Annotated in this window: 22 protein-coding genes; 8 read left to right on the top strand and 14 right to left on the bottom strand. The window is 64.4% G+C overall.

The features are described 5' to 3' along the window. Window positions 1-18 precede the first annotated feature (18 nt). From OPU69_RS00970 to OPU69_RS00990, 5 genes are all read right to left on the bottom strand, one after another. Window positions 19-468 (bottom strand): nuclear transport factor 2 family protein, encoded by a 450-nt coding sequence (locus OPU69_RS00970; RefSeq protein ID WP_498508958.1) that lies wholly within the window; start codon window positions 466-468, stop codon window positions 19-21. Next, entirely contained in the window at window positions 468-1925 is a 1458-nt protein-coding gene (locus OPU69_RS00975; RefSeq protein WP_498508959.1) for an MFS transporter, read from the bottom strand. Before OPU69_RS00975 ends, OPU69_RS00970 begins: the two co-directional genes overlap by 1 nt. An 80-nt stretch (window positions 1926-2005) precedes the next feature. Next, window positions 2006-2695 (bottom strand): TetR/AcrR family transcriptional regulator, encoded by a 690-nt coding sequence (locus tag OPU69_RS00980; RefSeq protein ID WP_060979278.1) that lies wholly within the window; start codon window positions 2693-2695, stop codon window positions 2006-2008. A 128-nt stretch (window positions 2696-2823) separates the two neighbouring features. Next, entirely contained in the window at window positions 2824-3732 is a 909-nt protein-coding gene (locus OPU69_RS00985; RefSeq protein ID WP_498508960.1) for an alpha/beta hydrolase, read from the bottom strand. Then, complete coding sequence (locus OPU69_RS00990) at window positions 3729-4943, bottom strand: MFS transporter (protein ID WP_498508961.1); 1215 nt, start codon at window positions 4941-4943, stop codon at window positions 3729-3731. Before OPU69_RS00990 ends, OPU69_RS00985 begins: the two co-directional genes overlap by 4 nt. A gap of 182 nt (window positions 4944-5125) precedes the next feature. Here OPU69_RS00990 and OPU69_RS00995 point away from each other — a divergent pair, with 182 nt between their 5' ends. Together OPU69_RS00995 and OPU69_RS01000 are read left to right on the top strand one after the other, a co-directional pair. Next, window positions 5126-6241: a Gfo/Idh/MocA family protein gene (locus OPU69_RS00995; RefSeq protein WP_498508962.1), complete on the top strand. Its 1116-nt coding sequence runs from the start codon at window positions 5126-5128 to the stop codon at window positions 6239-6241. Window positions 6242-6252: 11 nt separating this feature from the next. Next, on the top strand, window positions 6253-7308 hold the full coding sequence (locus OPU69_RS01000) for a sugar phosphate isomerase/epimerase family protein (RefSeq protein ID WP_060979282.1): 1056 nt from the start codon (window positions 6253-6255) through the stop codon (window positions 7306-7308). A gap of 77 nt (window positions 7309-7385) precedes the next feature. On the opposite strand, the gene OPU69_RS01005 is transcribed toward OPU69_RS01000, so the two are convergent. Then, window positions 7386-7760 carry a C-glycoside deglycosidase beta subunit domain-containing protein gene (locus tag OPU69_RS01005; RefSeq protein WP_060979283.1) on the bottom strand — a complete coding sequence of 125 codons (375 nt, stop codon included), beginning with the start codon at window positions 7758-7760 and terminating at the stop codon, window positions 7386-7388. Between the two features lie 13 nt (window positions 7761-7773). After that, entirely contained in the window at window positions 7774-8796 is a 1023-nt protein-coding gene (locus tag OPU69_RS01010) for a sugar phosphate isomerase/epimerase family protein (RefSeq protein WP_498508963.1), read from the bottom strand. 236 nt (window positions 8797-9032) lie between these two features. Here OPU69_RS01010 and OPU69_RS01015 point away from each other — a divergent pair, with 236 nt between their 5' ends. After that, window positions 9033-9875, top strand: a complete 843-nt coding sequence (locus OPU69_RS01015) for a nuclear transport factor 2 family protein (RefSeq protein WP_498508964.1) — start codon at window positions 9033-9035, stop codon at window positions 9873-9875. 25 nt (window positions 9876-9900) lie between these two features. After that, on the top strand, window positions 9901-10674 hold the full coding sequence (locus OPU69_RS01020; RefSeq protein WP_498508965.1) for a TIM barrel protein: 774 nt from the start codon (window positions 9901-9903) through the stop codon (window positions 10672-10674). Window positions 10675-10748: 74 nt separating this feature from the next. On the opposite strand, the gene OPU69_RS01025 is transcribed toward OPU69_RS01020, so the two are convergent. From OPU69_RS01025 to OPU69_RS01035, 3 genes are all read right to left on the bottom strand, one after another. After that, window positions 10749-11477, bottom strand: coding sequence for a class I SAM-dependent methyltransferase (locus tag OPU69_RS01025; RefSeq protein WP_498508966.1), 729 nt, complete (start codon window positions 11475-11477; stop codon window positions 10749-10751). A gap of 53 nt (window positions 11478-11530) precedes the next feature. After that, window positions 11531-12880: an MFS transporter gene (locus OPU69_RS01030; protein WP_498508968.1), complete on the bottom strand. Its 1350-nt coding sequence runs from the start codon at window positions 12878-12880 to the stop codon at window positions 11531-11533. Window positions 12881-12950: 70 nt separating this feature from the next. Beyond that, the gene (locus OPU69_RS01035) at window positions 12951-13109 is read right to left on the bottom strand and encodes a hypothetical protein (RefSeq protein ID WP_498508969.1); all 159 of its coding nucleotides are present in this window, start codon (window positions 13107-13109) and stop codon (window positions 12951-12953) included. Between the two features lie 159 nt (window positions 13110-13268). On the opposite strand from OPU69_RS01035, the gene OPU69_RS01040 reads away from it, so the two are divergent. Continuing rightward, the gene (locus OPU69_RS01040) at window positions 13269-15629 is read left to right on the top strand and encodes a TonB-dependent receptor (RefSeq protein WP_060979288.1); all 2361 of its coding nucleotides are present in this window, start codon (window positions 13269-13271) and stop codon (window positions 15627-15629) included. A 101-nt stretch (window positions 15630-15730) separates the two neighbouring features. On the opposite strand, the gene OPU69_RS01045 is transcribed toward OPU69_RS01040, so the two are convergent. Together OPU69_RS01045 and OPU69_RS01050 are read right to left on the bottom strand one after the other, a co-directional pair. Beyond that, window positions 15731-16270: a hypothetical protein gene (locus tag OPU69_RS01045; RefSeq protein WP_498508971.1), complete on the bottom strand. Its 540-nt coding sequence runs from the start codon at window positions 16268-16270 to the stop codon at window positions 15731-15733. 4 nt (window positions 16271-16274) lie between these two features. Next, entirely contained in the window at window positions 16275-16883 is a 609-nt protein-coding gene (locus tag OPU69_RS01050; RefSeq protein ID WP_498508972.1) for a thioredoxin family protein, read from the bottom strand. A 95-nt stretch (window positions 16884-16978) separates the two neighbouring features. Between OPU69_RS01050 and OPU69_RS01055 the strand changes: the two genes are divergently transcribed. The 3 genes from OPU69_RS01055 to OPU69_RS01065 are packed head-to-tail and all read left to right on the top strand — an operon-like array spanning window position 16979 to window position 20732. Then, window positions 16979-17611, top strand: a complete 633-nt coding sequence (locus OPU69_RS01055; protein WP_498508973.1) for a gluconate 2-dehydrogenase subunit 3 family protein — start codon at window positions 16979-16981, stop codon at window positions 17609-17611. 17 nt (window positions 17612-17628) lie between these two features. Then, window positions 17629-19308, top strand: a complete 1680-nt coding sequence (locus OPU69_RS01060) for a GMC oxidoreductase (RefSeq protein WP_060979292.1) — start codon at window positions 17629-17631, stop codon at window positions 19306-19308. Window positions 19309-19310: 2 nt separating this feature from the next. Then, window positions 19311-20732, top strand: a complete 1422-nt coding sequence (locus tag OPU69_RS01065; protein ID WP_060979293.1) for an MFS transporter — start codon at window positions 19311-19313, stop codon at window positions 20730-20732. Window positions 20733-20739: 7 nt separating this feature from the next. Here OPU69_RS01065 and OPU69_RS01070 read toward each other — a convergent pair whose 3' ends face one another. Then, window positions 20740-21135, bottom strand: a complete 396-nt coding sequence (locus tag OPU69_RS01070; protein WP_060979294.1) for a nuclear transport factor 2 family protein — start codon at window positions 21133-21135, stop codon at window positions 20740-20742. Beyond that, window positions 21132-22262 carry a cobalamin-independent methionine synthase II family protein gene (locus OPU69_RS01075; protein ID WP_498508975.1) on the bottom strand — a complete coding sequence of 377 codons (1131 nt, stop codon included), beginning with the start codon at window positions 22260-22262 and terminating at the stop codon, window positions 21132-21134. The genes OPU69_RS01070 and OPU69_RS01075 overlap by 4 nt, the downstream gene beginning before the upstream one ends. Window positions 22263-22300: the final 38 nt, after the last annotated feature.

Consider the following 22300-nt stretch of genomic DNA (forward strand, 5'->3'; position numbering starts at 1 on the left):
CCTTCTCTTGCCATTCGCTCAGAACATCGGGTGCGGATTGGCGGACCTGGTGGGGATGGGCTGCAATATGTCCCAATGCTCGACGATCTTGCCATCCTTCAGCCGGTAGATATCGGCCACCGCCGCGCCCGGCGTGGCAGGATCTCCGCGCCCGAACAGATGGATCGCCGCCAGATCGCCATCGACCAGGATGCGCTTCATTTCAAAGCGCGCCTCGGGCCGGGAAAACATCGGCGTCAGCGCCTTGATCGCCGCCTCCCGGCCATCGGCTATCCCCGGATTGTGCTGGATATAGTCCGGCGCGACATGCCTTTCGAACGCCCGGCGCACGTCGCGCTCGGTATAGAAGATGCGCGCAAAATCCTCGACGATCGCCCGGTTCGCCTCGGTCGGGCTGGCCAGCGGCGCGGCCGTGCAGGCGTATGTCAGCGCGGCGGCCAGGGCGAGGATAAGGGTCTTGTTTCGCATCATGCTGTTCCTTCCGCCGGTGCCGTGCGCAGGGCATCGACCTTGTCGCGATTGATCCTGAACGTGCTGACCAGCCACGCCATCGCGCCGCCCGCCAGCGTCACCAGCGCCAGCACGAACCAGGCGAGCGCATCGACCTTGTCCTGCGGCATGGCCTCCACGGGCAGGCCGACCGGAAAGTCGATCACGCCCAGGAACGATCCCGCCAGCAGCGCTACCGCGCCGCTGCCCAGTTGCAGGCCGATGAACATGAAGCTCGAGACCAGCCCCTGGGCGGGGCGTCCGGTGTCATAGGCGTGCTCGTCGCCGATCTCGTAGGTGATGACGTTGAAGGGCACGACATACAGGCCATAGGCCAGGCCACCGAGAAAACGCAGGCCCGCGATCAGCGCGCCGATTGCAGCGGTTCCGGCAGCCGGGGCAAACCCGCCCAAAGGCAGCAGCACCGCGAGCGCCTGCACCGCAAAGAAGCCGCACAGTCCGATGACCATCGCCTGACGGGTCGAGAACAGCTTGAGGAACAGCGGCGCGAGCAGCATCGCCAGCAGCGATCCGAAGGTCGCGGCCATCAGCAGCCGCGGCGTCCAGCTTGGGTCGAGCTGCCAGAAATAGGTGGCGAGGTGCAGCGAGTGCTGGTTGATCACCGAGTTCACGAACAGCACCAGGAATGCGACCAGCAGCAGCTTGCCGATATTGGGTGTGATGCGGATCGCCCGGACCATCCGCATCAGCACCGCGATGGGACCGCTGCCTTCTTCGCTTTCCGGCTTGAAGCTCTCCTGCGCCTCGATCTGGCGCGCGCGGCGATAGGTGCCAAGCGCGCCGAGCAGCATCAGTGTGCCGCCCAGGACCGCGACGAACAGCCCGAATCCGGGATAGGGCGCAGGGTTGAGCTGCGCCTTGGGGAAGGCGGGGGAGGCGACGAAGAAGACTTCGAACGCCACCGCCGGGACGGTGAGGATGACGAGCTGGTTGCCGATATTGCGCAGCACCGCGACCAGCCGTCTCTCGACCGTGTCGCTGGTCAGCTCGCCCCCCAGCGCATAGGCGGGCACCGTCCAGAACGAAATGCCGCAGCGCGCGAGGAGACCCCAGCCGAGCAGCCAGGCGAGAATTTGCACCTGCGCTAGGCCTGCTGGCGGCGCGAACACCATGGCGATGCCGATGCTGAACGGCAGGATCGCGGCGAACATCAGGCTGTGCCGTCGTCCGAACCGGGTGCCGGTCAAGCGGTCGGAAAACGCCCCGATCCAGGGATCGACCAATGTGTCGAAGACGATGATCACCGCGATCGCGATGCCGATCAGCCAGCCCGAAAGGCCCACCACCTGCGCATAGAAGAACAGCACGAAGGCGTCCCAGGCGAAGGATTTCACCAGCTCGGGCATGGCGCAGACCATCCATGCCAGACGCTGCGGCCAAGACAGGCGCTGCGCAAGAGGGGGGGCAGATGCCATGGCCTCATCTCCTGATTCCGGCGCAGCTCTAACGTTGCGCCATTATTAGAATCAGAACTCTAATTAAGCCTTGGCGATTGTCAATCCGCGCGCAGATAGGCCAGGCACATCCGTGCCAGTTCGCGCTTCATCAGGTTCCAGTCATAGGCATGGGCGGACTCGCCGGTCGATCCCAGGCTCAGCTGGCGCGCCAGCGTGGCGAAGATCACGTGATAACCCGACTGCGCCTTGACCTCATGGTCCCTGGCATCCTCGCCGCCGAATTCCGCAGCATGCGCCAGCATGGCCTGGGTCGCATCGGTTTCCGCGCGCAGCGCATATTGCTTGCCCGGGGCCGCGACCAGCGGATCATGTTCGGCGCGCATCATCGTGAGGCGCAGCAACGGGGCGTGCTTGCGCAGCACCTCGGCATAGCCTTCGACATATTCGAAGACGAAGCTGGCCAGATCCGCGCATTCGGTGCTCAGCCGCTGGACCATGGCGGCTTCCTCGGCGGACTGTTCCTCCAGCGCCTCGGCGATGACGCCGCGTACCAGATTGTCCTTGCTCTCGAAGCGCAGATAGATCGAGCCGATCGACACCTGGCCGCGCTCGCTGACTTCCTGCAGGGTGAATTCCTCGCTGCCACGCTCGAGCATCAGCTCGCGTGCGGCTTCCAGCATGCGCTTGAGTGATGCCAGCGAGCGGCCCTGTTGCGGTTTGCGGCTGACATCGGCGACCGCAAAGCCGTTCGCAGCCTCCTGCTTCTTCTTCTTCACGCTGCCGGGCATGGCGCGGCTCCTTGCGTGCAGAAAGGGGAGGGCAGGGGCAGGTTTGGCATCAAGTTTTCCGTCATCGCACCTTTACGTGGCAGCCGACATGCGGCGAAGATTGACTTTGTGCAACCGCGAAATGCGAGTCAAGGTTCCGAAGCCAGCATGCCGTTCACGTCAAGCCAGCGGTGAAAACCGTAAATCCAGTCGGTGCTGGTGGTTCCGGCGCGCCCGAGGCCGAAGCCATGACCGCCATTTTGCAGGAAGTGGAACTCGACCGGTGCGCCGGCCTTGCGCCATCCATCGACCAGCGCAAAGCCATCGCGGGCGAACAGCGGATCGTCCGCCGCGATCAGCGCGAACATCGGCGGTGCCTTGGCGGGCATCGCCACCGCAGACTGCCGTCCATAGATCGGCGCGATAAAGGCAGGGCGTGCATCGGGCGCATCGGCGGACATGACCGACAGCGTCAGAAAGGCTCCGGCCGAAAAACCCATCATGCCAGTGCGCCTGGGGTCAATCCGATATTCGCTAGCCTGTATCAGCACATGGCGCAGCGCCGCCTGTCCGTCGGCCAGCGCCTCGGGCGGGGTGTCGGCGGGCGGACGGAAACTGGCCTGGCCCTTGCCGGTTCGCACCGCCACCAGCTCGCGGCGGAAGATCGCAGGGTCGGCCGGCGTGGGCAGCACGCGATATTTCAGCACAAAGGCCGCGATGCCGTGATCGGCGAGCCAGCGGGCGACGCGAAAGCCTTCATCCTCGATCGCGAGCCCCAGAAAGCCGCCTCCGGGCGCCACGATCACCGCCGCACCGGTCGCCGATTTGGGATCGGGCAGGAACGGGGTGAGTGTGGCCTGGCTGATGTTGCGCACCTGCAAGGCGCCATCCTGGCGGAACCATTCTTCCTTCGGCTGCCCGAGGCCGGTGCGGAGGACGATTTCACCGGGATAATCGGCGCGTGCCGCATCGCTGAACTGGAAGGCAGGAGTGTGTTGCGCCTGGACGGGCAGGGCGAGGGCCAGTGCCGTTGCACAGACGAGCGCGCGCAGCATCATGCCCTGACCACTTGCGGACGTGCAGCAAGGCTGGTGACAATCGCCAGCACCGCGCCGCCCAGCGCGACACAGCCGGCGATCAGAAATGCGCCCTGCATCGATCCGGCGCTCGCATCGATCATGTGAACCATCCGTGGCGACTGCGACTGGCCCAGGAAGAACGAGGCTGTCCAGATGCCCATGCCGGTGCCGCGATGGTGATAGTCGAACTTGGTCTGCGTCCAGTTGATCAGCGAAGGCACCGCCATGCCCGCGGCGGTCTGCTGCACGATCAGCGCAGCGGCCATGATTACGGGCGTATGCGCAAGGCCCATGCCGGCCAGGCCCAGCCCCATCAGCGACAGGAACGTTCCCAGTTGCACCGCGTGGCTCCGATCCGACAGCAGCTTGAACAGGGCAGCGCCTGCCAGGATGAAGAATTGCGGGATGAAGATGATCGCGGCGTAATTCTGCGGCTCGGTTACGCCCACCTCGCGGAAGACCAGCGCGCCGTTGATGATGAACACGTAATAGAGCATCGAGCAGAACAGCGTCACCGAAGCGACCTGGATCAGGCTGATCAGCGGGAAGGGGGTTTTCCGCCCGTCGGGCGCAGCGGCGATGGTGACGCCCTTGTCCGCGGCCTTTTTGGGCTCGAACAGCCAGACAAACATCGCTGCCCAGATGGGGAAGGCGACGAGATAGACCAGGAACACGCCGTTCCACTGCACGGTCGTGGCAAAACCGACGATCAGCGCGACGAACCCAGCGAGGAAGGGGCCGAGCAGCCCCTGCAGGAACAGCCAGTTCTTGCGGCCCTTGTCGTCCCAGTAATCACCGATCAGCGTGTTGACGACAGTCAGGATTCCCGCCTCGGACACGCCGAGCAGCAGCCGCGAATAATAGATATGATCAAGGTCGTTGAGGAACAGCGGCGCGGCACCAAACACGCCATAGAGCGCGGTGCACAAGAGCAGCAGCGAACGACGTCCGTAGCGGTCGACCAGCAGCCCCGCGAACGGCGCGATCAGCGCCATGGCCAGGCCCGGCGCGCCGATCATCGCGGGCACCTTGGCGCGCGCCTCGGGATCATCGGCGAAATGCTGGATCATCGCAGGGACCGCAGGCCCCATCGCGACGATCGCGATGATCGGCAGGAACGCCGCGAGCACCACGATGACGCCCTGCGGCTTGAGGGTAAGGTCCCGATAGAAATTGGCCAATGCCTGCACTGCTCTCTCCTGCCGCCGATCCGGCTGATTATTAGAATATGCATTCGAGTTTATGGCGCGTTGCTGCTCCGGTCAAGCCTCAGCTTCGCCCGCCACAGCCTTGCGCACAACCTGCCTTGACGAGCGCGATCGGTACAAACTAGAATATGAATTCGAAAACAACAGGCAGGAGCGGATCGACGATGCGGCGTTTGCGAATGGGATTGATCGGTGGCGGCCCAGGCTCGTTCATCGGGCCGATTCACCGGATTGCAGCGGAAATGGACCGTGAGATCGAGCTGGTCGCAGGGTGCTTTTCCAGCGATGCCGGGCGCAGCCGCGAGGCGGGCGAAAGCTATCGCATCGATCCGGAGCGCGCCTATCCCTCGCTCGACGCCATGTTCGCGGGCGAAAGAGCGCGCGAGGACGGGATCGATTTCGTCAGCATCGTCAGCCCGAATCACCACCATCTGCCCGCTGCGCGCGCGGCGCTCGCCGCAGGCTTTCCCGTCATCAGCGACAAGCCCGCCACCGCGACCTTGGCCGAGGCGCAGGAACTGGCTGAATGCGTCTCTGCCGCCGGGCTGCCTTATGCGCTCACCCATACCTATACCGGCTATCCGCTGGTGCGCGAGGCCCGAGCCAGGATCGCGGCGGGGGCGCTGGGCACCATCCGCAAGCTGGTAGTCGAATATCCGCAAGGCTGGCTCGCGGGCGAGGCGGTGGGCAAGCAGGCCGAATGGCGCACCGATCCTGCGCGCTCGGGCCCGGGCGGGTGCATCGGCGATATCGGCACGCACGCCTTCCAGCTGGCCGAGTTCGTTACCGGGCTGAAAGTGGTTGAACTGCTCGCTGATCTGGCAGCAGTGGTGCCGGGCCGTCCGGTCGACGACGATTGCACCGTCCTGCTGCGCTACGACAATGGTGCGCGCGGCGTGCTGCTCGCCAGCCAGATCGAGGTTGGCGAGATGAACGGGCTGCGCATCCGCGTCTATGGCGACGAGGGCGGCCTCGTCTGGCGGCAGGAAGTGCCCAACACGCTCACCCTGCACAGCCTGGATGGCCGGACCGAGATCGTGCATGCCGGCGGCCCTCAACTCGGCCCCGATGCCGCCAGCCGCACGCGCACGCCGACCGGCCATCCCGAGGGCTATCTGGAGGCCTTCGCCAATATCTATCGCGATTTCGCGGGGCTGCTGCGTGGCGAGCCTGCGCCGCTGCTGCCGGGCATCGAAGATGCGCTGCGCGGCATGAGTTTTGTCGACACTGCCGTCCGTGCCAGCCGGGAAGCCTCCGGCTGGGTGCCGCTCACCGTTTGAAAGGAATCCCCATGAAGACCATCAAGGGCCCGGCGATCTTCCTCGCCCAGTTCGCGGGCGATGCTGCGCCGTTCAACAGCCTGGAAAGCATCGCCGACTGGGTCGCGGGCCTGGGCTACAAGGGCATTCAGATACCGAGCTGGGACGAGCGGCTGTTCGACCTGACGCTCGCTGCGGAAAGCCAGACCTATTGCGACGAGATCAAGGGCATGCTCGCCGACAAGGGGCTGGAGATTACCGAGCTGTCGACGCATCTGCAGGGCCAGCTGGTCGCGGTGCACCCGGCCTTCGACGCGCAGTTTGACGGCTTTGCCCCGGCATCGGTCCACGGCAACCCCAGGGCGCGGCAGGAATGGGCGGTGCAGCAGGTGAAGAATGCCGCGATCGCCAGCCGCAAGCTGGGGCTGAACGCGCACGCGACCTTTTCCGGCGCGCTTGCCTGGCCCTATTTCTACCCCTGGCCCGCGCGGCCCGCAGGTCTGGTCGAGGATGCGTTCGACGAACTGGCGCGCCGCTGGAAGCCGATCCTCGACGTGTTCGACGAGAATGGCGTCGATGCCGCCTATGAAATCCATCCGGGCGAGGACCTGCACGACGGCGTGACCTTCGAGATGTTCCTCGAGCGCGTCGGCAACCATCCGCGCGCCAACATCCTCTACGATCCCAGCCATTTCGTGCTGCAGCAGCTCGATTACCTGGCCTATATCGACATCTATCATGAGCGGATCAAATGCTTCCACGTCAAGGATGCCGAATTCCGCCCCAATGGCCGCAGCGGCGTCTATGGCGGCTATCAGTCCTGGGTCGACCGGCCCGGACGCTTCCGCAGCCTGGGCGACGGACAGGTCGATTTCCCCGCGATCTTCAGCAAGATGGCGGCCAATGACTTTGCCGGCTGGGCGGTGCTCGAATGGGAATGCGCGCTCAAGCATCCCGAACAGGGCGCGGCCGAGGGCGCACCGTTCATTGCGAAGCACATCATCCGCGTCACCGAGCATGCGTTCGACGATTTCGCGGCGGGCGGTGCCGACCGGGAACTGAACAAGCGGCTGATGGGGATCGACTGAGCCCGGCGCATCCGAGACGAGAAAAAAGCCCTCCGGAATCGCACGATTCCGGAGGGCTTTTTTCTGCCAGCAGGCGATCAGGCGGCGAGCGCCAGGTCCTTGCTTGCCGTCATCGTCGGGATGAAGGGCAGGTACGAGATGCGCTTGCGCACCGCGACGGTCACCTTGTGGTCGCCGGGGGCAAGCTCTGCGCCCAGCACGGTAATCAGCGCCTTCTCGCCGAAATTCCAGCGATTGTCGTAGCAGGTTTCCATCTCATCAAGCGTGTAGGTCGCCTCGCGCACGGTGAAGCGCACGGCCTCGCGCGGATAGGTGGTGCCGTCGACGGTGACGGCAACGTCCTCCACCATCGAGAGGCCGAGGCCGCGATAATAGGGCAGGCGTGCCTCGAGCGCGAAGCCACCCTCGACAGCCTTCAGGCTGCCTGCGACGATCATCTTGTGGTCCATCATGGTATCAGTCTCCTCAGGCGGCCAGCGGGGTCTTGAGCGCGGGGGTTTCGGTCTCGCCGAGCAGCCGGGCCAGCATCACCTGCTGGCGACGGACCTGTTCGACCGAGTTCGGCTCCTCATGGTCCTCGATCCAGCGATTGCCCTCATATTCCGAGCAGATATAGCCCTTGTAGCCGCCGAGCTTGAGCACCCTGACGATCTCGTCATAGGGGATCGAGGGTTCGACATAATCCTCGGTCATCTCGTAGAACTTGCCGTGGATGTTGTGGATGCGGTGCATGTAGTCGAGCATGCGCTTGGGTTCGAACGCGGCATTGTGGCGCAGCGTCTCGGCCATCGCGATGGCCGGGCCGGTGCCGCCCATCTCGCGCACGTCGAGAATGACGTACTCGGACAGCACGCGGTCCTCATAGGCCTTTTCGATATAGTCGGCGATGTTCTTCGGCACGCCCAGCCGCATGAACTTTTCCTTCCACACGCGCGGGAAGCGGAACAGGAACATGCCCATGTCGGGCAGGAAGCCCAGCGCATCCGAGCCCGATTTCTCGAAGGCCTCGGCGTGGCGGATGATCCAGGGATGATCGAAGTGCAGCGGCGCGTGCACCTCGATCAGGATCTTGATGCCCTTTTCCTCGGCATAGGGCGCAGCGGCGACCAGCACCTCGGGCGCGATCGACACCAGTGCGCGGATGAACTTCATGCCCAGCAGAGCACCGAAATCGATGTCCTTCTTGACGCTCGCCACCTGCTCCTCGAACGGCATCGGGCGGCCCTTGTAGCGCTTGTAGTCGAGCATGAAATCGTGGCTGACGCCGACCCCGCCATGGCGCTTCATGCTTTCGTGGAAAGCGGCGATGTCCGCTTGGTTCACGCCGCATTCGGGCCAGCCCCAGAAGCTCTGCTCACCGATCACCTCGATGCCGTTCGCACCCAGCTCGCACGAGATCCGGATGCAGTCGTCGCGGGTCAGCGTGCCGTCAAAGGTATCGTTCTGATAGGAATAGAGGCTGACGCCCCTTTTGATGTCATAGGTCATTTGGGTCCTCTCCACTGGGATCGCACGGGTCGAATCGGAAGAGGGCTGGGCCGCGCTGCGGCGGTTTGCCAGAACCCTCTCCCTGGGGCCGAAGCCTTAATTAGAACCAATATTCGTATAATTTTCCTTCGAGGTCAACCCCTGAGATTCGGCGGATTCCAGCCGGATTCGACGGATTGACAGAATTAGAATTATTATATTTATTCAGTAGAAACATGCAGAACGGGAGAGAGAAGATGACCATCCGTCGTCACATGATGGGCGCTGCCGCGGCCATGGCTTGCGGAGCGCTGTTCCTGCCATTCACCGCGCAGGCCGAGACCGCCGACCAGCGTGTCGCCGCACTCGAGAAGGAACTGGCCACGCTGCGCCAGGTCGCCTCGGTCGCGCAGGATCGCGCCCAAGTGGAAAACCTGTTCTCGCGCTACATGTATCTGCACAACGCCTTTCGCGACACCGACATCATTCCGCTCTGGGCCAGGAAGGGCACGCCCGACGTGCGCGCGCAATATTCCAACCTCGGCGTCTACACCGATTGGGACAAGATCATCTCCTATCACCAGGGCCGGCCCGCGCCTCGCGGCAAGCTGATCATGCACTATGTCACTACGCCGATCATCGAGATTGCCGGTGACGGCCAGACCGCCAAGGGCCTGTGGATCGTCAACGGCATCGAATCGGGCCTGGTCGATCCCGAGCATGCCAAGAACATGCCCGCCTGGATGTTCGAGAAGGAGCTGGTCAACGGCAAGAAGGTGTGGATGCACAATGTGTATCTCAAATACGGCATCGACTTCATCAAGCAGGATGGCGAGTGGAAGATCTGGCATTTCCACTGCTTCGAAGTCGCCCGCGCGCCCTACGGCATGGGCTGGATTCCCTTCGCCGCCGCTGCCCAGGATGACTCGTTCAATGTCGACCTGATGTATGTCGGCGAGGATGGCAAACCGGTGTTCATGCCGCCGGTCGATGGCCCTGCCACGGTCATGGGCAACATGTACCGCACCGACACCCCCCAGCGGCTCGAGGCGCGTCCGCCCGAACCCTATCGCACCTTCAGCGAAACCTTCGCCTACTGACTTTGTCTCAACGAAAGACCAATTCATGCCCTTCGAACTCAGCGTAAACCTGGAATACATGTTCCACGAGGCCGGCGACCGGCTCGAGGACCGCATGGCCGCAGCGGCCAGGGCGGGATTCCGCAAGGTGGAAATCTTCACCACCGCCAATCGTGACGTGCCCAGCCTCAAGGCCGCGCTGGCAGAGACGGGGTGCGAACTGCTCGCCACCGTCACCGATCCGCGCATCGCGCTGGTGATGGCCGATCAGCACGAGCGCTTTCGCGAGATGTTCGCGCAGGCAGCTGCAGAGGCAGCCGAGCTGGGGGCGACGAATATCGTCGTGCCGTCGGGGATCGCGGTGCCCTATATGAAGCGTCCGGCGCAGCTCGACATCGTCGCCGGGGCGATCGCCAGCGTCGTGCCAGTGGCCGAGGCGCATGGCCTGACCATCCTGCTCGAGCCGGTCAACACCCGGGTCGACCATCCGGGCGTGCTGTTCGGCATGACCGAGGATGCGGTCGCGGTGATCGAGAAGATCGGCAGCCCGCAGGTCAAGCTGCTCTATGATCTCTATCATTCGACCACCGAGCGCGAGAACCCAGCCGAGGTCCTGCCCAAGGTCGCGCATCTGGTCGGCCATATCCAGATCGCCGATGCGCCGGGACGGGCTGAGCCGGGCACCGGTCAGATCGACTGGCCTGCGATGCTGAAGTTGATCGAAAGCGTCGGCTATACCGGTGCGCTGGGCCTCGAACTGACCCCCAGCACCAGCGATACCGCTGCAGCGCTGACGCATATCCGCGCGCTCGCCACCTGACGGCCAGCCGCTCCAACGCGCTTCCCACTCGGGGTGCCCCGGCCACGGGCACCCCCTTTTTTTGCTTTTGGGCGCTAATCGGCGATGACCAGCCGGTAGCCCGCATCATAATCCGGCTGGTGCAGCAGATGCCCATAAGCGCGCTGCCATTCCCCGGTTTCCAGATCGCCGCGCAACCGCTCTAGCCCGCTACCGACATCGTCGATCGACCAGAACGACGAACTGCCCGAGCGGACGCGCGCGTCGAGATAGGCGTGGGGGCGAACCCAATAGGCGTAGAGAAAGCCGTCGCTGCAATCGCGCGGGACCGGCACCGGCTCGATCCGCACGGACCCAAGCCAGCGGGCATAATCGGTCAGGGAGGGCATCTGCGCCTCATCCAGCGCCGACAGCTGCGGAAAATAGTCGGTCAGCCAGGGGCGGGCGCCGGGGTCGAAGGTCAGGATGACGATCGGACCGCGCGTTACCCGGCGGATTTCGCGCAGGCCTGCCTGCTTGTCCGGCCAGTGATGGATGGTGAGGACGGCCATGGCCGCATCGAAGCTGCGGTCTGGGAAAGGCAGGCTGTCGGCGCTCGCCTGCACTACGGGCGCCGCGCCAGGCGACCGCTTGCGGATCATCTCGATCGATGGCTCGACCGCCGTGACATCCCGGTCGGATGGTTCATAGGATCCTGTCCCCGCGCCGATATTGACGACCGTGCGAGCCGGCCCGAGCGCCTTTGCGATGCGCGCGCCGATCCGGGGATCGGGGCGCCGCAGTTCGGCATAGTTGAGACCGATGGTGTCGTATTTCGCGTCCATACGGGCTTTCTAGAACAGCCCCTGCGGCACCGACAGCCCTTTCCGGTGAGCGCTCAGATGCTGGATGGCGTCAGGCCGATTTCGCCTTCCTCTTCGTCCGGGCTCCGTCGGGTCTGGGCATTCGGCCATGCCAGCACGATGCCGATCTGCGCGAGCAGCAGGGTGATGATCCCGCCATAATAGGTCCAGCGGATCGCTGCGCGCGCACCATCGGTGACTGCGGCGGGATCATAGCCGGCACCGGCCAGGATGAAGGCGATGCCTGCCGTGCCGAGCGCCATGCCGACCTTGGTCGCAAGGCTGACGCCCGCGGACAGCAAGCCCTCGCGACGCACGCCGAATTGTGCCTCGTGATAATCCACCGTCTCGGCGATCATCGCGAAGGCGGCGGTGGTGGTGACCGACGTGGCAAGGCATGCGGCAATGTAAATGGCAAGAAACACCGTCGGCTGGCCTTCGACCAGCGGCAGGATGGCGAACAGCAGCGCGGCGATGCCGAGCATCGCAACGCAACCGTTGCGGATGCCGGTGCGGGCGAGGATGGTGGGGGCGACGAACGCCGAGAGCAGCAGCATGCCCGCCACCGCCGGCAGCATCACGCCGATCATCCAGGGCGCCTGCATCACATCGATCGCGAAATAAGCGGTAATCGCCATCATTCCGCCAAAACGGACGAAATAGACCAGGCAGAACAGGAAGGAGACCAGCCAGGCGCGGTTGCGCAGCATCTTGCCGATCTCCGGCAGGATGGGGAAACGCGCAGACGCGTCGTCGACCACCCGCTCCCGGCAGTTGCGGAACAGGGCGAGGATGCAGAGCATCGACAGCACGCTGAAGATCGCGGCGGCGGCGAGATAGCCGCCGGGCTGTTTTTCGCCGCCATAGGCCGCGAGGATGGGCTGCACCGCTGCTGTGCCCAGAACGACGCCCACCGAGGTGCCGATCGAACGCATTCCGCCCAGCTTCAGACGATCGCTGCGGTCGCTGCTCATCATCGGCAGCAGCGCGCTATAGGGGATGGAGCCGAAGCTCATTACGATGCCGAGCAGCTTGAACGTGATGAAGGCATAGGCGAGCTGGGCGGTCTGGTTCCAGCCGGAAGGCACGGCGAAGGTTGCGACGAACAGCAGGGCATAGGGCAGGGCGGTGAACAGGAAATAGGGGCGGGTGCGGCCCCAGCGGCTCCGCGTCCGGTCGACGGCAATGCCGACGCCCATGTCGATCACCGCGTCCATCAATCGCGCCACGAGGAAGATCGTGCCGACGGCCGCAGCGGGCAGGCCTACGACATTGACATAGTAGAGCAACAGGAAGCCGCTCGCCATGTTGTAGGGCAGGCTGTAGCCCATATCGCCAAAGCCATAGCTCAGCTTTTCGGTCAGCCGCAAACGTGTCCCGGACATGGTTCCTCTCCCCATGCAGCGGCACCGATCGGCCTTGCGGCCTGGATCGCCTGGCAGCTCCGACTGGCTGCTATTTATTAGAATGCTGATTCGTATAAAGCTGCGCGATATGGCTTGGCAACGCATTTTTTGCATAGCCTGTTGCGCGAATGTCAAAGGCGCGGACTGGTTTCTGCTGCAACCACGGCGCGCGAAATGGCGGTTTTCCGTTGATCAGGGCAAAGAGCATTCATGAAACGGATTGTCTCGGATAATTTCAATCGATTGGGCTAAAGCTTGACACCGCAAGGTCAATATATAAAATCATCATTCTAGTTTTAGTCGTTCTAATCACGCCGTCATAAGCGGGCAGATCCGCAGGCGGGCCTTTGAGGGGAGGATTGCCGAGATGCACTCACACGCCATTCGTGCTGCGCTGTTGCTGGGGGTCGGCGCGATAGCGCTCGCAGCGCCTGCTCATGCGCAGGACGCTACCGAAGTCGATGCCGACAAGGAAATCGTCGTTACTGCGCAGAACCGCGTCCAGAACGTCCAGGATGTTCCGATCGCCATTCAGGTGGTCAGCGGCGAAGATGTCGAAAAGGCCGGGATCAGCGATCTGACCGGCATCCAGCGCCTCGCTCCGGCAGTGCAGATCACCAACGACACCAACCTGACGCGCGTCACGCTGCGCGGTATCGGCACCAACGACAATGCCGAAACGCAGGACGCCTCGATCGTCGTCAATATCGACGGCGAATATATCAACCGCCCGACCGTGATGAACGCATCGCTGTTCGATCTGGAGCGCGTCGAGGTGCTGCGCGGGCCGCAAGGCACGCTGCAGGGGCGCAATGCCACCGGCGGCGCGGTCAACTTCATCACCCGCAAGCCCGGCGACGATTTCGGTTTCAACCTCGCCGCCTCCTACGGCAATTTCGATCACGTGCTGGTTCAGGGCGGTGTCGATCTGCCGATCGGCGATATCGGCGGCATCCGCTTCTCGGGCAGCTATTCCAAGCGCGACGGCTTTTTCAGCCATCCCAATGTCAATGTCCGCACCGGCAATGACAACAGCCGCGCGGGCCGTGTCAGCCTGCACCTGAACCCGATCGATCCGCTGACGCTCGATCTCGCGTTCGAGGTGAGCGCGGTGGACAACATCATCGCCGGCAACGCCTTCGTGAACTATAACAACGGCCTCGGCTCCAATCCCGCTCTGGTTCCCGGACCGGGGTGCAACCAGAATGGCTGGACGAGGATCGGTGCCGATCCGCGCTTCGTGGTCTGCATTCCGCAGAACACCAACGGCCTGGCGACGATCGACCGCAAGAACTATGTCACCTCGGCGCGCGCACCGAGCCGCAACGAGCAGGACTCCAAGGTGGTGCGCGGCAAGATCGCCTATGATTTCGAAGCGGCGACGCTGACCTATACCGGCGGCTATCGCCGTACCGTCGAAGCCTTCGACGCGGCGCTGACCCCGGCCTTTTTGTTCAAGAACTTCGCCAACAACGTCGAAACCCAGAGCCACGAGCTTCGGCTGAACGGCGGCAGCCCGGGCAGCTTTGAATGGCAGTTCGGCGGCTTCTATTTCAAGGAAGATCTGTTCATCGAGCGCGGCCTGTTCAACGGCCCGCCGTTCCTGCCCGCCTTCCTGACCGGCCCCAATGGCGCCTTCATCAACTATTTCCGCCGCGACGTCAGCAGCCGCAGCTATTCGGCTTTCGGCCAGGTCGATATTCCGATCACCGACGAACTGTCGGTGACCGCAGGCGCGCGCTATACCGACGACAGCCGCACCGGCATCTTCCCCTTCTATCCGGGCGGCCTGGGCAACCCGACGTCGCCGCTGTTCAACACCGGCATCCGCCGAATCACCGCCGCGCCGCAGCGCACCGATATTCTCCGCGCCAAGGCGGACAAGCTGACATGGCTGGTCGGCGTCAACTACAAGCCGGATAGCGATACGCTGGTCTATGCCAAGGTCTCGACCGGCTTCAAGGCGGGTGGCTTCGACACGATCGGCCAGTATGCGCCTGAAACCAACACGGCCTATGAAGCGGGCATCAAGCGCAGCTTCGGCCCCAGCACGATCAACTTCTCGGGCTTCTATTACGATTACAAGGATCTCCAGGCGGCCGTTCTTCTGGACAACACCATCGGTGGCCAGGTGTTCAACGCCGGTGGCGCGACCATCTGGGGTCTCGAACTCGATGCGTCGATCAAGGTGTTCGACTCTGGGCGCTTTACCGCGAGCATCAACTATCTGAGCTCGAAATATGATGACTTCCTGGCGTCCTATGCCGTGTTCTGCGCCTCGGAAACGCACCCGACGCTCGGCTGCCTGACCGGCCTTGGCGATCTTGACAGCGACATTACCTCGAACCCGGTGGTCCAGCCCAACCTGGCGGGCAATCGCACCCCGCTGGCGCCGAAATGGGTGGTCGCGGCAGGCTATGAGCATGTGTTCGATCTGGGCAGCGCAGGCACGCTGACCCCCAGCGTCTTCACCCGCTTCAAGTCGGCCTATTTCATGGATGTGTTCAACTTCCGGGATTCGCGCCAGAGCAGCTTCTTCCAGACCGACGCAACGCTCGAATGGCGCGACGAGACCGGCAAGTTCGGCATCCAGCTGTTCGCCCGCAATCTCGAGGACAACCAGCCGCTGACCTATGCCGCCTTCACGGCTGCGGGCAACGACGACATCTACAACTGGCAGTTCAGCGCGCCGCGCACTTATGGCGTGCGCATGCTGCTCGACTTCTGATCTGCACCAGGGGACCCGGGGGCGTATGTGGTGGCCCCCGGATGGGTGCGGATGACGAGAGGGGGCGGGTCCGGTGAGGCGGGACCCGCCCCTTTTTGCGTTCAGTCGGCGGCTGCCGTGAAATCGGCCCCCGCGCCATAGAAGCGCACCAGCCCGTCGCGATCCTCGGGCGCGGATACCATCACGCACAGCTGCACGCCGAAGCGCAGCGGCAGCGGCGCGGGCAGCACGAATTCGCTCAGCTGCCGGTTGTTCTCCGGGCAATAGGGGCGGAACTCTGGTGTCGGTTCGAACGGCACCGGCGCCGAGGGTGGAACGGTGAGGCGCGGGATTAGCTCGATCCGGTCCATCCCGCCATGCTGCATTGTCGCCCAGTTGAGCAGGGCGCCATCGCCGGTTTCCCAAAGCAGGCTGAGCGAATGGAGCGCTACCCGATGGTCGCCCAGCTCGACCGGGGTGGGCAGCGGCCAGTGGAACCACACCGCCTTGCCCGCGCGAACGCGAAAGCTGGTGAAGAAGCCGCGATAGAAGCCCGTGCCATCGGACCAGTCCGCGCCATCGACGGGGCCCAGGAACTCGGGCCCGCGCTCCTGCGGCACCACGGCGGCGGCTGGCACCCAGTGCCGCGCGATGATCGTCATCGCCTCAGCCCCAGGACGGGTTCTTGCCGGGCAGCCACTTGATCGAGCAGCCCGCGCTCGGAACCTGATGCTCCGGCGCTGCCTGGCCTGCCAGCAGCGCATCGACAGCGGCGCGCATGTCCTCGCCGGTCACGGGCACATCGGTGCGCTGCGGCGGTGCGCCCGGCACCGGCGGGTGCGGCAGCTTGGGGCGGCTGGAACAGAACTGGCCGGTATAGAAGAGCGCACGATCGGGTCCGTAGAGGAAGAAATCGGGGGTGCAGATGGCGTTATAGGCCAGCGCCACGTCCTGGCTCTCGTCGTGCAGATAGGGGAAGGGCAGGTCGTGGTCCTTCGCAAACTGCTGCATGTGCGGATAGTCGTCTTCGGGATAGTCTTCCGGCGAGTTCGACGAGATGGCCACCACCTGCAGCCCCCTGGATGCATATTCGCGCGCGAGATCGATAAGGCCGGGCAGCAGGTGCAGCACCACCGGGCAATGGTTGCAGATGAAGGCGACGAGCAGTGCCGGGGCCTCGAACTCTTCCAGCGTGCGAATGCGCCCATCGGTATCGGGCAGCGCGAACGGCGCGGCATGTTTGCCATAATCCAGCTGGCGGGACCATCTCATCATCGTCTCTCTCCTTTTATAAATAGAATTTGTATTCTGATAATGGATTTTCTAAAGTGGAACAAGCACAAGGCATGGGGCGGAGAGGCCTGAGAACGATGGAAGAACAGCAGCCCAAGGGCTGGAGCCGCAGGCGGTTTCTGGGTGGCGCGGCGATATTGGCGGCGGTGGTCGGCGTGCCGCTGGCCGCGATCCGGCTCGACCTGTTCGAAGCCGACGAAGCGCCAAGCGAGCGCCAGCGCGAGCTGATGCGCACCGTCAGCCAGATCGTGATCCCCAAGACCGAGACGCCGGGCGCAGGTGATGTCGGCGCGGGCGATTTCGTGCTGCTCGGCCTTGCGCACGGGCTTGAGAAATCGCGGGCGCCGCTGGCTAAGGATGCGCCCGACGCGCTCACGCGCCATGCGCGCAAGGATGGCTCGCTCGACCAGGCGGCCTGGCTCGAGGCCGAGCTCGATGCGCGCGCCAAGGGCGATTTCCTCAAGGCCGCGCCCGAGGCGCAGGCGGGGTGGCTCACCGCGCTCGATGCCGAAGCCTATGCCGAAGGTGTCCGCGAACACCCTTGGCGCACGGTCAAGGCGCTGATCCTGACCGGTTTCTATACCAGCGAGCCGGGCGGATCGCAGGAGCTGCAATTCAACCTGGTGCCCGGCACCTATGACCCCGACGTCCCTGTAACGCCGCAGACCCGCGCCTTTTCGAGCGACTGGACTGCGGTCGATTTCGGCTGAGCGGGAAGGGAAAGACCATGGATTTCGATGCAATCGTCGTGGGCTCCGGCATTACCGGGGGCCTTGCTGCCAAGGAACTGACCGAGGCGGGCCTGAAAGTGCTGATGATCGAGCGCGGGCGCAATATCCGCCACCAGCAGGATTACACGACCGAGCTGAAGACGCCCTGGGAGATGCCGTTCCGTGGGATCGGCGACCAGGAAATGTACGCGCGCGAGCATGCGGTGCAGATGCTCAACCGGCATTTCAACGAATATACCCAGAACCATTTCGTCAACGATGCGCAGAACCCGTACAGCAAGGCGCAAGGCACCGATTTCAACTGGTTCCGCTCGTACCAGCTCGGCGGTCGCTCGCTGACCTGGGGGCGCCAGTCCTATCGCTGGTCGGATTATGATTTCGAGGCGAACAAGCGCGACGGGCACGGCACCGACTGGCCGATCCGCTATGCCGATCTCGCCCCCTGGTATGACAAGGTCGAGGAGTTCATCGGCGTGTCCGGTGCGAAGGAGGGGCTGAAGCAGCTTCCCGATGGACGCTTCCAGCCGCCGATGGCACTCAACCCGGTCGAGCAGCATGTGCGCGAGGTGATGCAGGCCAACTGGCCCGAGCGCCGCCTGACCATCGGCCGCACCGCAAACCTGACCGAAGGCAAGGGCGAGCGCGGGGTCTGCCAGAACCGTTCGATCTGCGCGCGCGGCTGTTCCTATGGGGCCTATTTCTCGACCCAGTCGAGCACGCTGCCCGCCGCGATGGCGACCGGGCGGCTCACCGTCATCACCGACGCGGTGGTGGAAAAGCTCGATTACGATCCCGCGACCCGCCGGATCACCGGTGTGCGCTATCTCGACCGCAATACCAGGGAGCGCAAGACCGCGACCGCGCGGATGGTGTTCCTCAATGCCGGCGCGTTCAACTCGGTGCACGTTCTGCTCAATTCGGCCAGCGAGGCGATGCCCAATGGCCTTGCCAACAGCAGCGGCGTGCTGGGCACGCACATCATGGACCATGCCAACACCCTTTCGGCGATCGCGCTGATGCCGGGCTTCGAGGACCGCACCACCACCGGTAACCGTCCCACCGGCGTGGTCGTCGCGCGCTATCGCAACATGGACGCGATGGACGGCGAGGGGCACACGCGCGGCTATTCGTTCCAGGGCGGGGCGCTGCAGAGCACCTGGACCGCGGGCAAGCGCGATCCGGGCATCGGCGCAGAGCTCAAGCAGAAGCTCCAGAAGCCGGGCATGTGGCGGATGGTGCTGGTGGCCTTTGCCGATTGCGTACCGCGCGCGAGCAACCGGCTGACGCTCGATCCCAAGGCGGTCGATGCCGATGGCATTCCGCAGCTCAACATCGCCTTTGCGTTTGGCAAGGAGGAGCGCGCCGCGCTTGCCCAGGCCAAGACCGACGCAGGCGAAATGCTGACCAGGGCCGGTGGCCAGGTCATCATGGGCTTCGACCAGCCGGGGGCGGGCGGCACCGCGATCCACGAGATGGGCGGCGCGCGCATGGGGCATGACCCCGCGACATCGGTGCTCAACAAATGGAGCCAGTCGCATGACATCGCGAACCTGTTCGTCACCGATGGCGCGCAGATGAGCTCGTCGGCCTGCCAGAACCCCTCGCTGACCTATATGGCGCTGACCGCGCGCGCCGCAGATGCCGCCGCTTCGATGCTGCGCGAAGGCAAGATCTGACCGTGAGCGAACCCGTTCCCTTGACCAAGCGCCAGCAGAATCTGGCGCTGGTGACATTGATCGTCGCGGTGGTGCTCGAGATTGTCGATCTGACGATCGTCAACACTGCGCTGCCCGCGATAACCTCGGGCCTTGATGCCTCGGCCGAGGCGATTCAGTGGACCGTTGCGGGCTATGCCCTCAGCTTCGCGTTGCTGCTGATGGCGGGCGGCAGGTTGGGCGATTCGCTGGGATATCGTCGCGTGTTCCTCTGGGGCGTCGCCGGGTTCACGCTCGCTTCGGTCGCCTGCGGGCTGGCGCAGACGCCTGAGCAACTGGTGCTGTCGCGGCTGGCGCAGGGCGCGTGCGGCGCAATCATGTCGCCCCAGGCGCTGGCGCTGATGCAGGTGCTGTTCACGCCGCTCGAGCGCGTGTCGAAACTGGCCTTGTTCGGGCTGGTCGGCGGGCTGGCCGCGATTGCCGGGCCGATCCTGGGCGGGCTGCTGATCCAGCTTGACCTGTTCGGCCTGGGCTGGCGGCTGATCTTCCTGATCAACCTGCCGGTCGGATTGTTTGCGCTGGTGTCGGGCTGGTTCTTCCTGCCCGATCGCAAGTCGTCGCATCCCGCCGGCTTCGATTTCATCGGTGTGCTGTTGTTCGGGATCGCCGTTTTCTGCCTGCTCTGGCCGCTAACCCGCGCGGAGACGGGCTGGGGCATGGCCGAGATCGGCGCGCTGCTGCTGGTGGCCCCGCTGCTGTTCGCGGTGTGGCGGCATGTCGCAGCGCGGGTAGGGGCAAGTCAGCCTGCCTTGTTCGATCCATCGCTGCTGTCGATCCTGCCCTTCCGGCTGGGCCTTGGCATCTCGATCGTGTTCGCCGCCGCCAATGCCGGGTTCCTGTTGACCTTCGCCTTTGCGCTGCAGAGCGAGCGTGGCGAAAGCGCGCTCACCACCGGATTGCTGCACATGCCCTTCGGCCTGGGCGCGATGATCGGCATCGCGGTGCTCGGCCGCAACTTCCTGCCGCGTTACGGCAAATGGGTGCTGGTGCTGGGCGGGGCGACGATGCTGGTGGCGAGCGCGCTGGTGCTGCTCGGCATCGGCATGCTCGATCTTTCGTGGACCTCGCTCGCGCCGGTGCTGGTCGTTGCCGGGCTCGGCATGGGGTCGCTTTCGGGCTGCATCGCGCCGGTCTCGGTGGCGCAGGTCGATCGCGATCACGCCGGTGCCGCCAGCGGGATGATGAAGACCGCGCAGCAGGTCGGCGGCGCGCTGGGCATTGCGCTCGCCGGCAGCGTCTATTTCGCCTGGGGGCGCAGCGCGAGCGTCCCGCCCTCGACCGCAGCGATCGCGGTAATCGCCAGCCTGCTGGGCATCAGCGTGCTGCTGGCCGCCAGGCTGCCGGGCAATATCTTCGCGGCCAGGCCAGCGCCCGCAGGGCACTGAGCCCGGTTCAGGGCTGGAAGGTCAGCGACCCGCGCCGTTCGAGGAAGCGCCAGCCTTGTTCGGTGGCGATAAAACGGTCGTGGAACGACCCGACCAGCGGCGCGCTGCTGCCGGTGAACAGCAGGATCGCGCTCTCGCCGCGCGCATATTGCGCGTCCTCGACGTCGATCACCACATTGCTGCAGAAATGCCGCGTGGTCCGCGGCGAGCGCGCCTTGAACGCGGCGAGAATGGCCTCGTGTCCGCGGATTTCGATATCGGGCGCAGTGGGGCGCGTCATTAGCCCGTCGGGATGGTAGAGCGCGACTACGTCCTCCCAGCGATGCGCGTCATTGAGGTTGGCATAGAGCGCGATCAACCGCGCGCATTCCCATTCGATGGCCTGGCGTTCCGCAGGGCTCATAGCCGCGCCGCCGCGATATCCGCACCCTCGCGCAGTGCCTTGAGCTTCTTCGCCGTTACCAGCGGGTCGATCTTGCCATAGCCCGCGAACGTGCCGAACCCGCAATCGGTGCTGGCAATCACCCGGTCTGCGCCGACGATACCGGCAAAGCGCTCGATCCGTTGCGCGATCAGCTCGGGATGCTCGACATAGTTGGAGCAGGTGTCGATGACGCCGGGGGCGAGCAGCTTGTCATCGGCAATCGCGGCATCGCGCCACACCGTCCATTCATGCTCGTGCCGGGGGTTGGCGCCTTCGAACAGCACCGTGGCGGGCCTGGCCGAGAGCACGATATCGATCACCCGCTCGAGCGGAATGTCGTGGTCGTGCGGGCCTTCGTAATTGCCCCAGCAGATGTGCATCCGCATCCGCTCGGGCGGGATGTTGGCCGTCGCGGCGTTGAGCGCCTCGACATTGGCAGCGGCGACCTTGAGGAATTCCGCCTCGCTCAGGTCCTGATAGCCAGTATGACGCGACATCGCGAGATCGGGGCAGTCGAGCTGCAGGTCGAACCCGGCGGCGACGATGGTCTCGTACTCCTCGCGCATCGCATCGGCGAGATCGGCAAGATAGGCCTCGTGGCTGGGATAATGGCGGTTGACCTGGAACGCGGTGATCAGGCCGGGCGAGGCGGCATTCATGAAGCCGCGTGCGCCTTGCCCATAGGCGTCCATTGCGGCGCGGAAGCGGCGGATGTCATCGTGCAGGGGCTCGAGCGTCACCAGCTTGACCGGGCCGATGCACGAGGCGCGGACGAATTCCTGGCTGCCCATGATCGCCGACAGCTTTTTCGCCAGATCGGGCACTTCGGCGAGATCGGCGGCGGGCTTGCGGTCGATATGCCCGCCAAAGCCCGACAGCCGCTCGATCATATAGGTCGAATAGCCGACCTTGCCCATCTCGCCGTCGCTGACGATGTCGACGCCGCAATCGCGCTGGAAGGCGACCGAGCGGTTCACCGCATCGGACACGGCACGGTCGAATTCCGCCGCATTATAGGGCCTTCCCGCATCGCGCGCGAGCAGCAGCTCGGTGAGCTCGGGTCCGCGCGGCATCGACCCCACATGCGTTGTCGCGATAACGGCCATGATGTCCTCCCCTGATCATTCGAGCCCCGCATCGGGAG

This window comes from Blastomonas sp. 34TW (assembly GCF_059803595.1).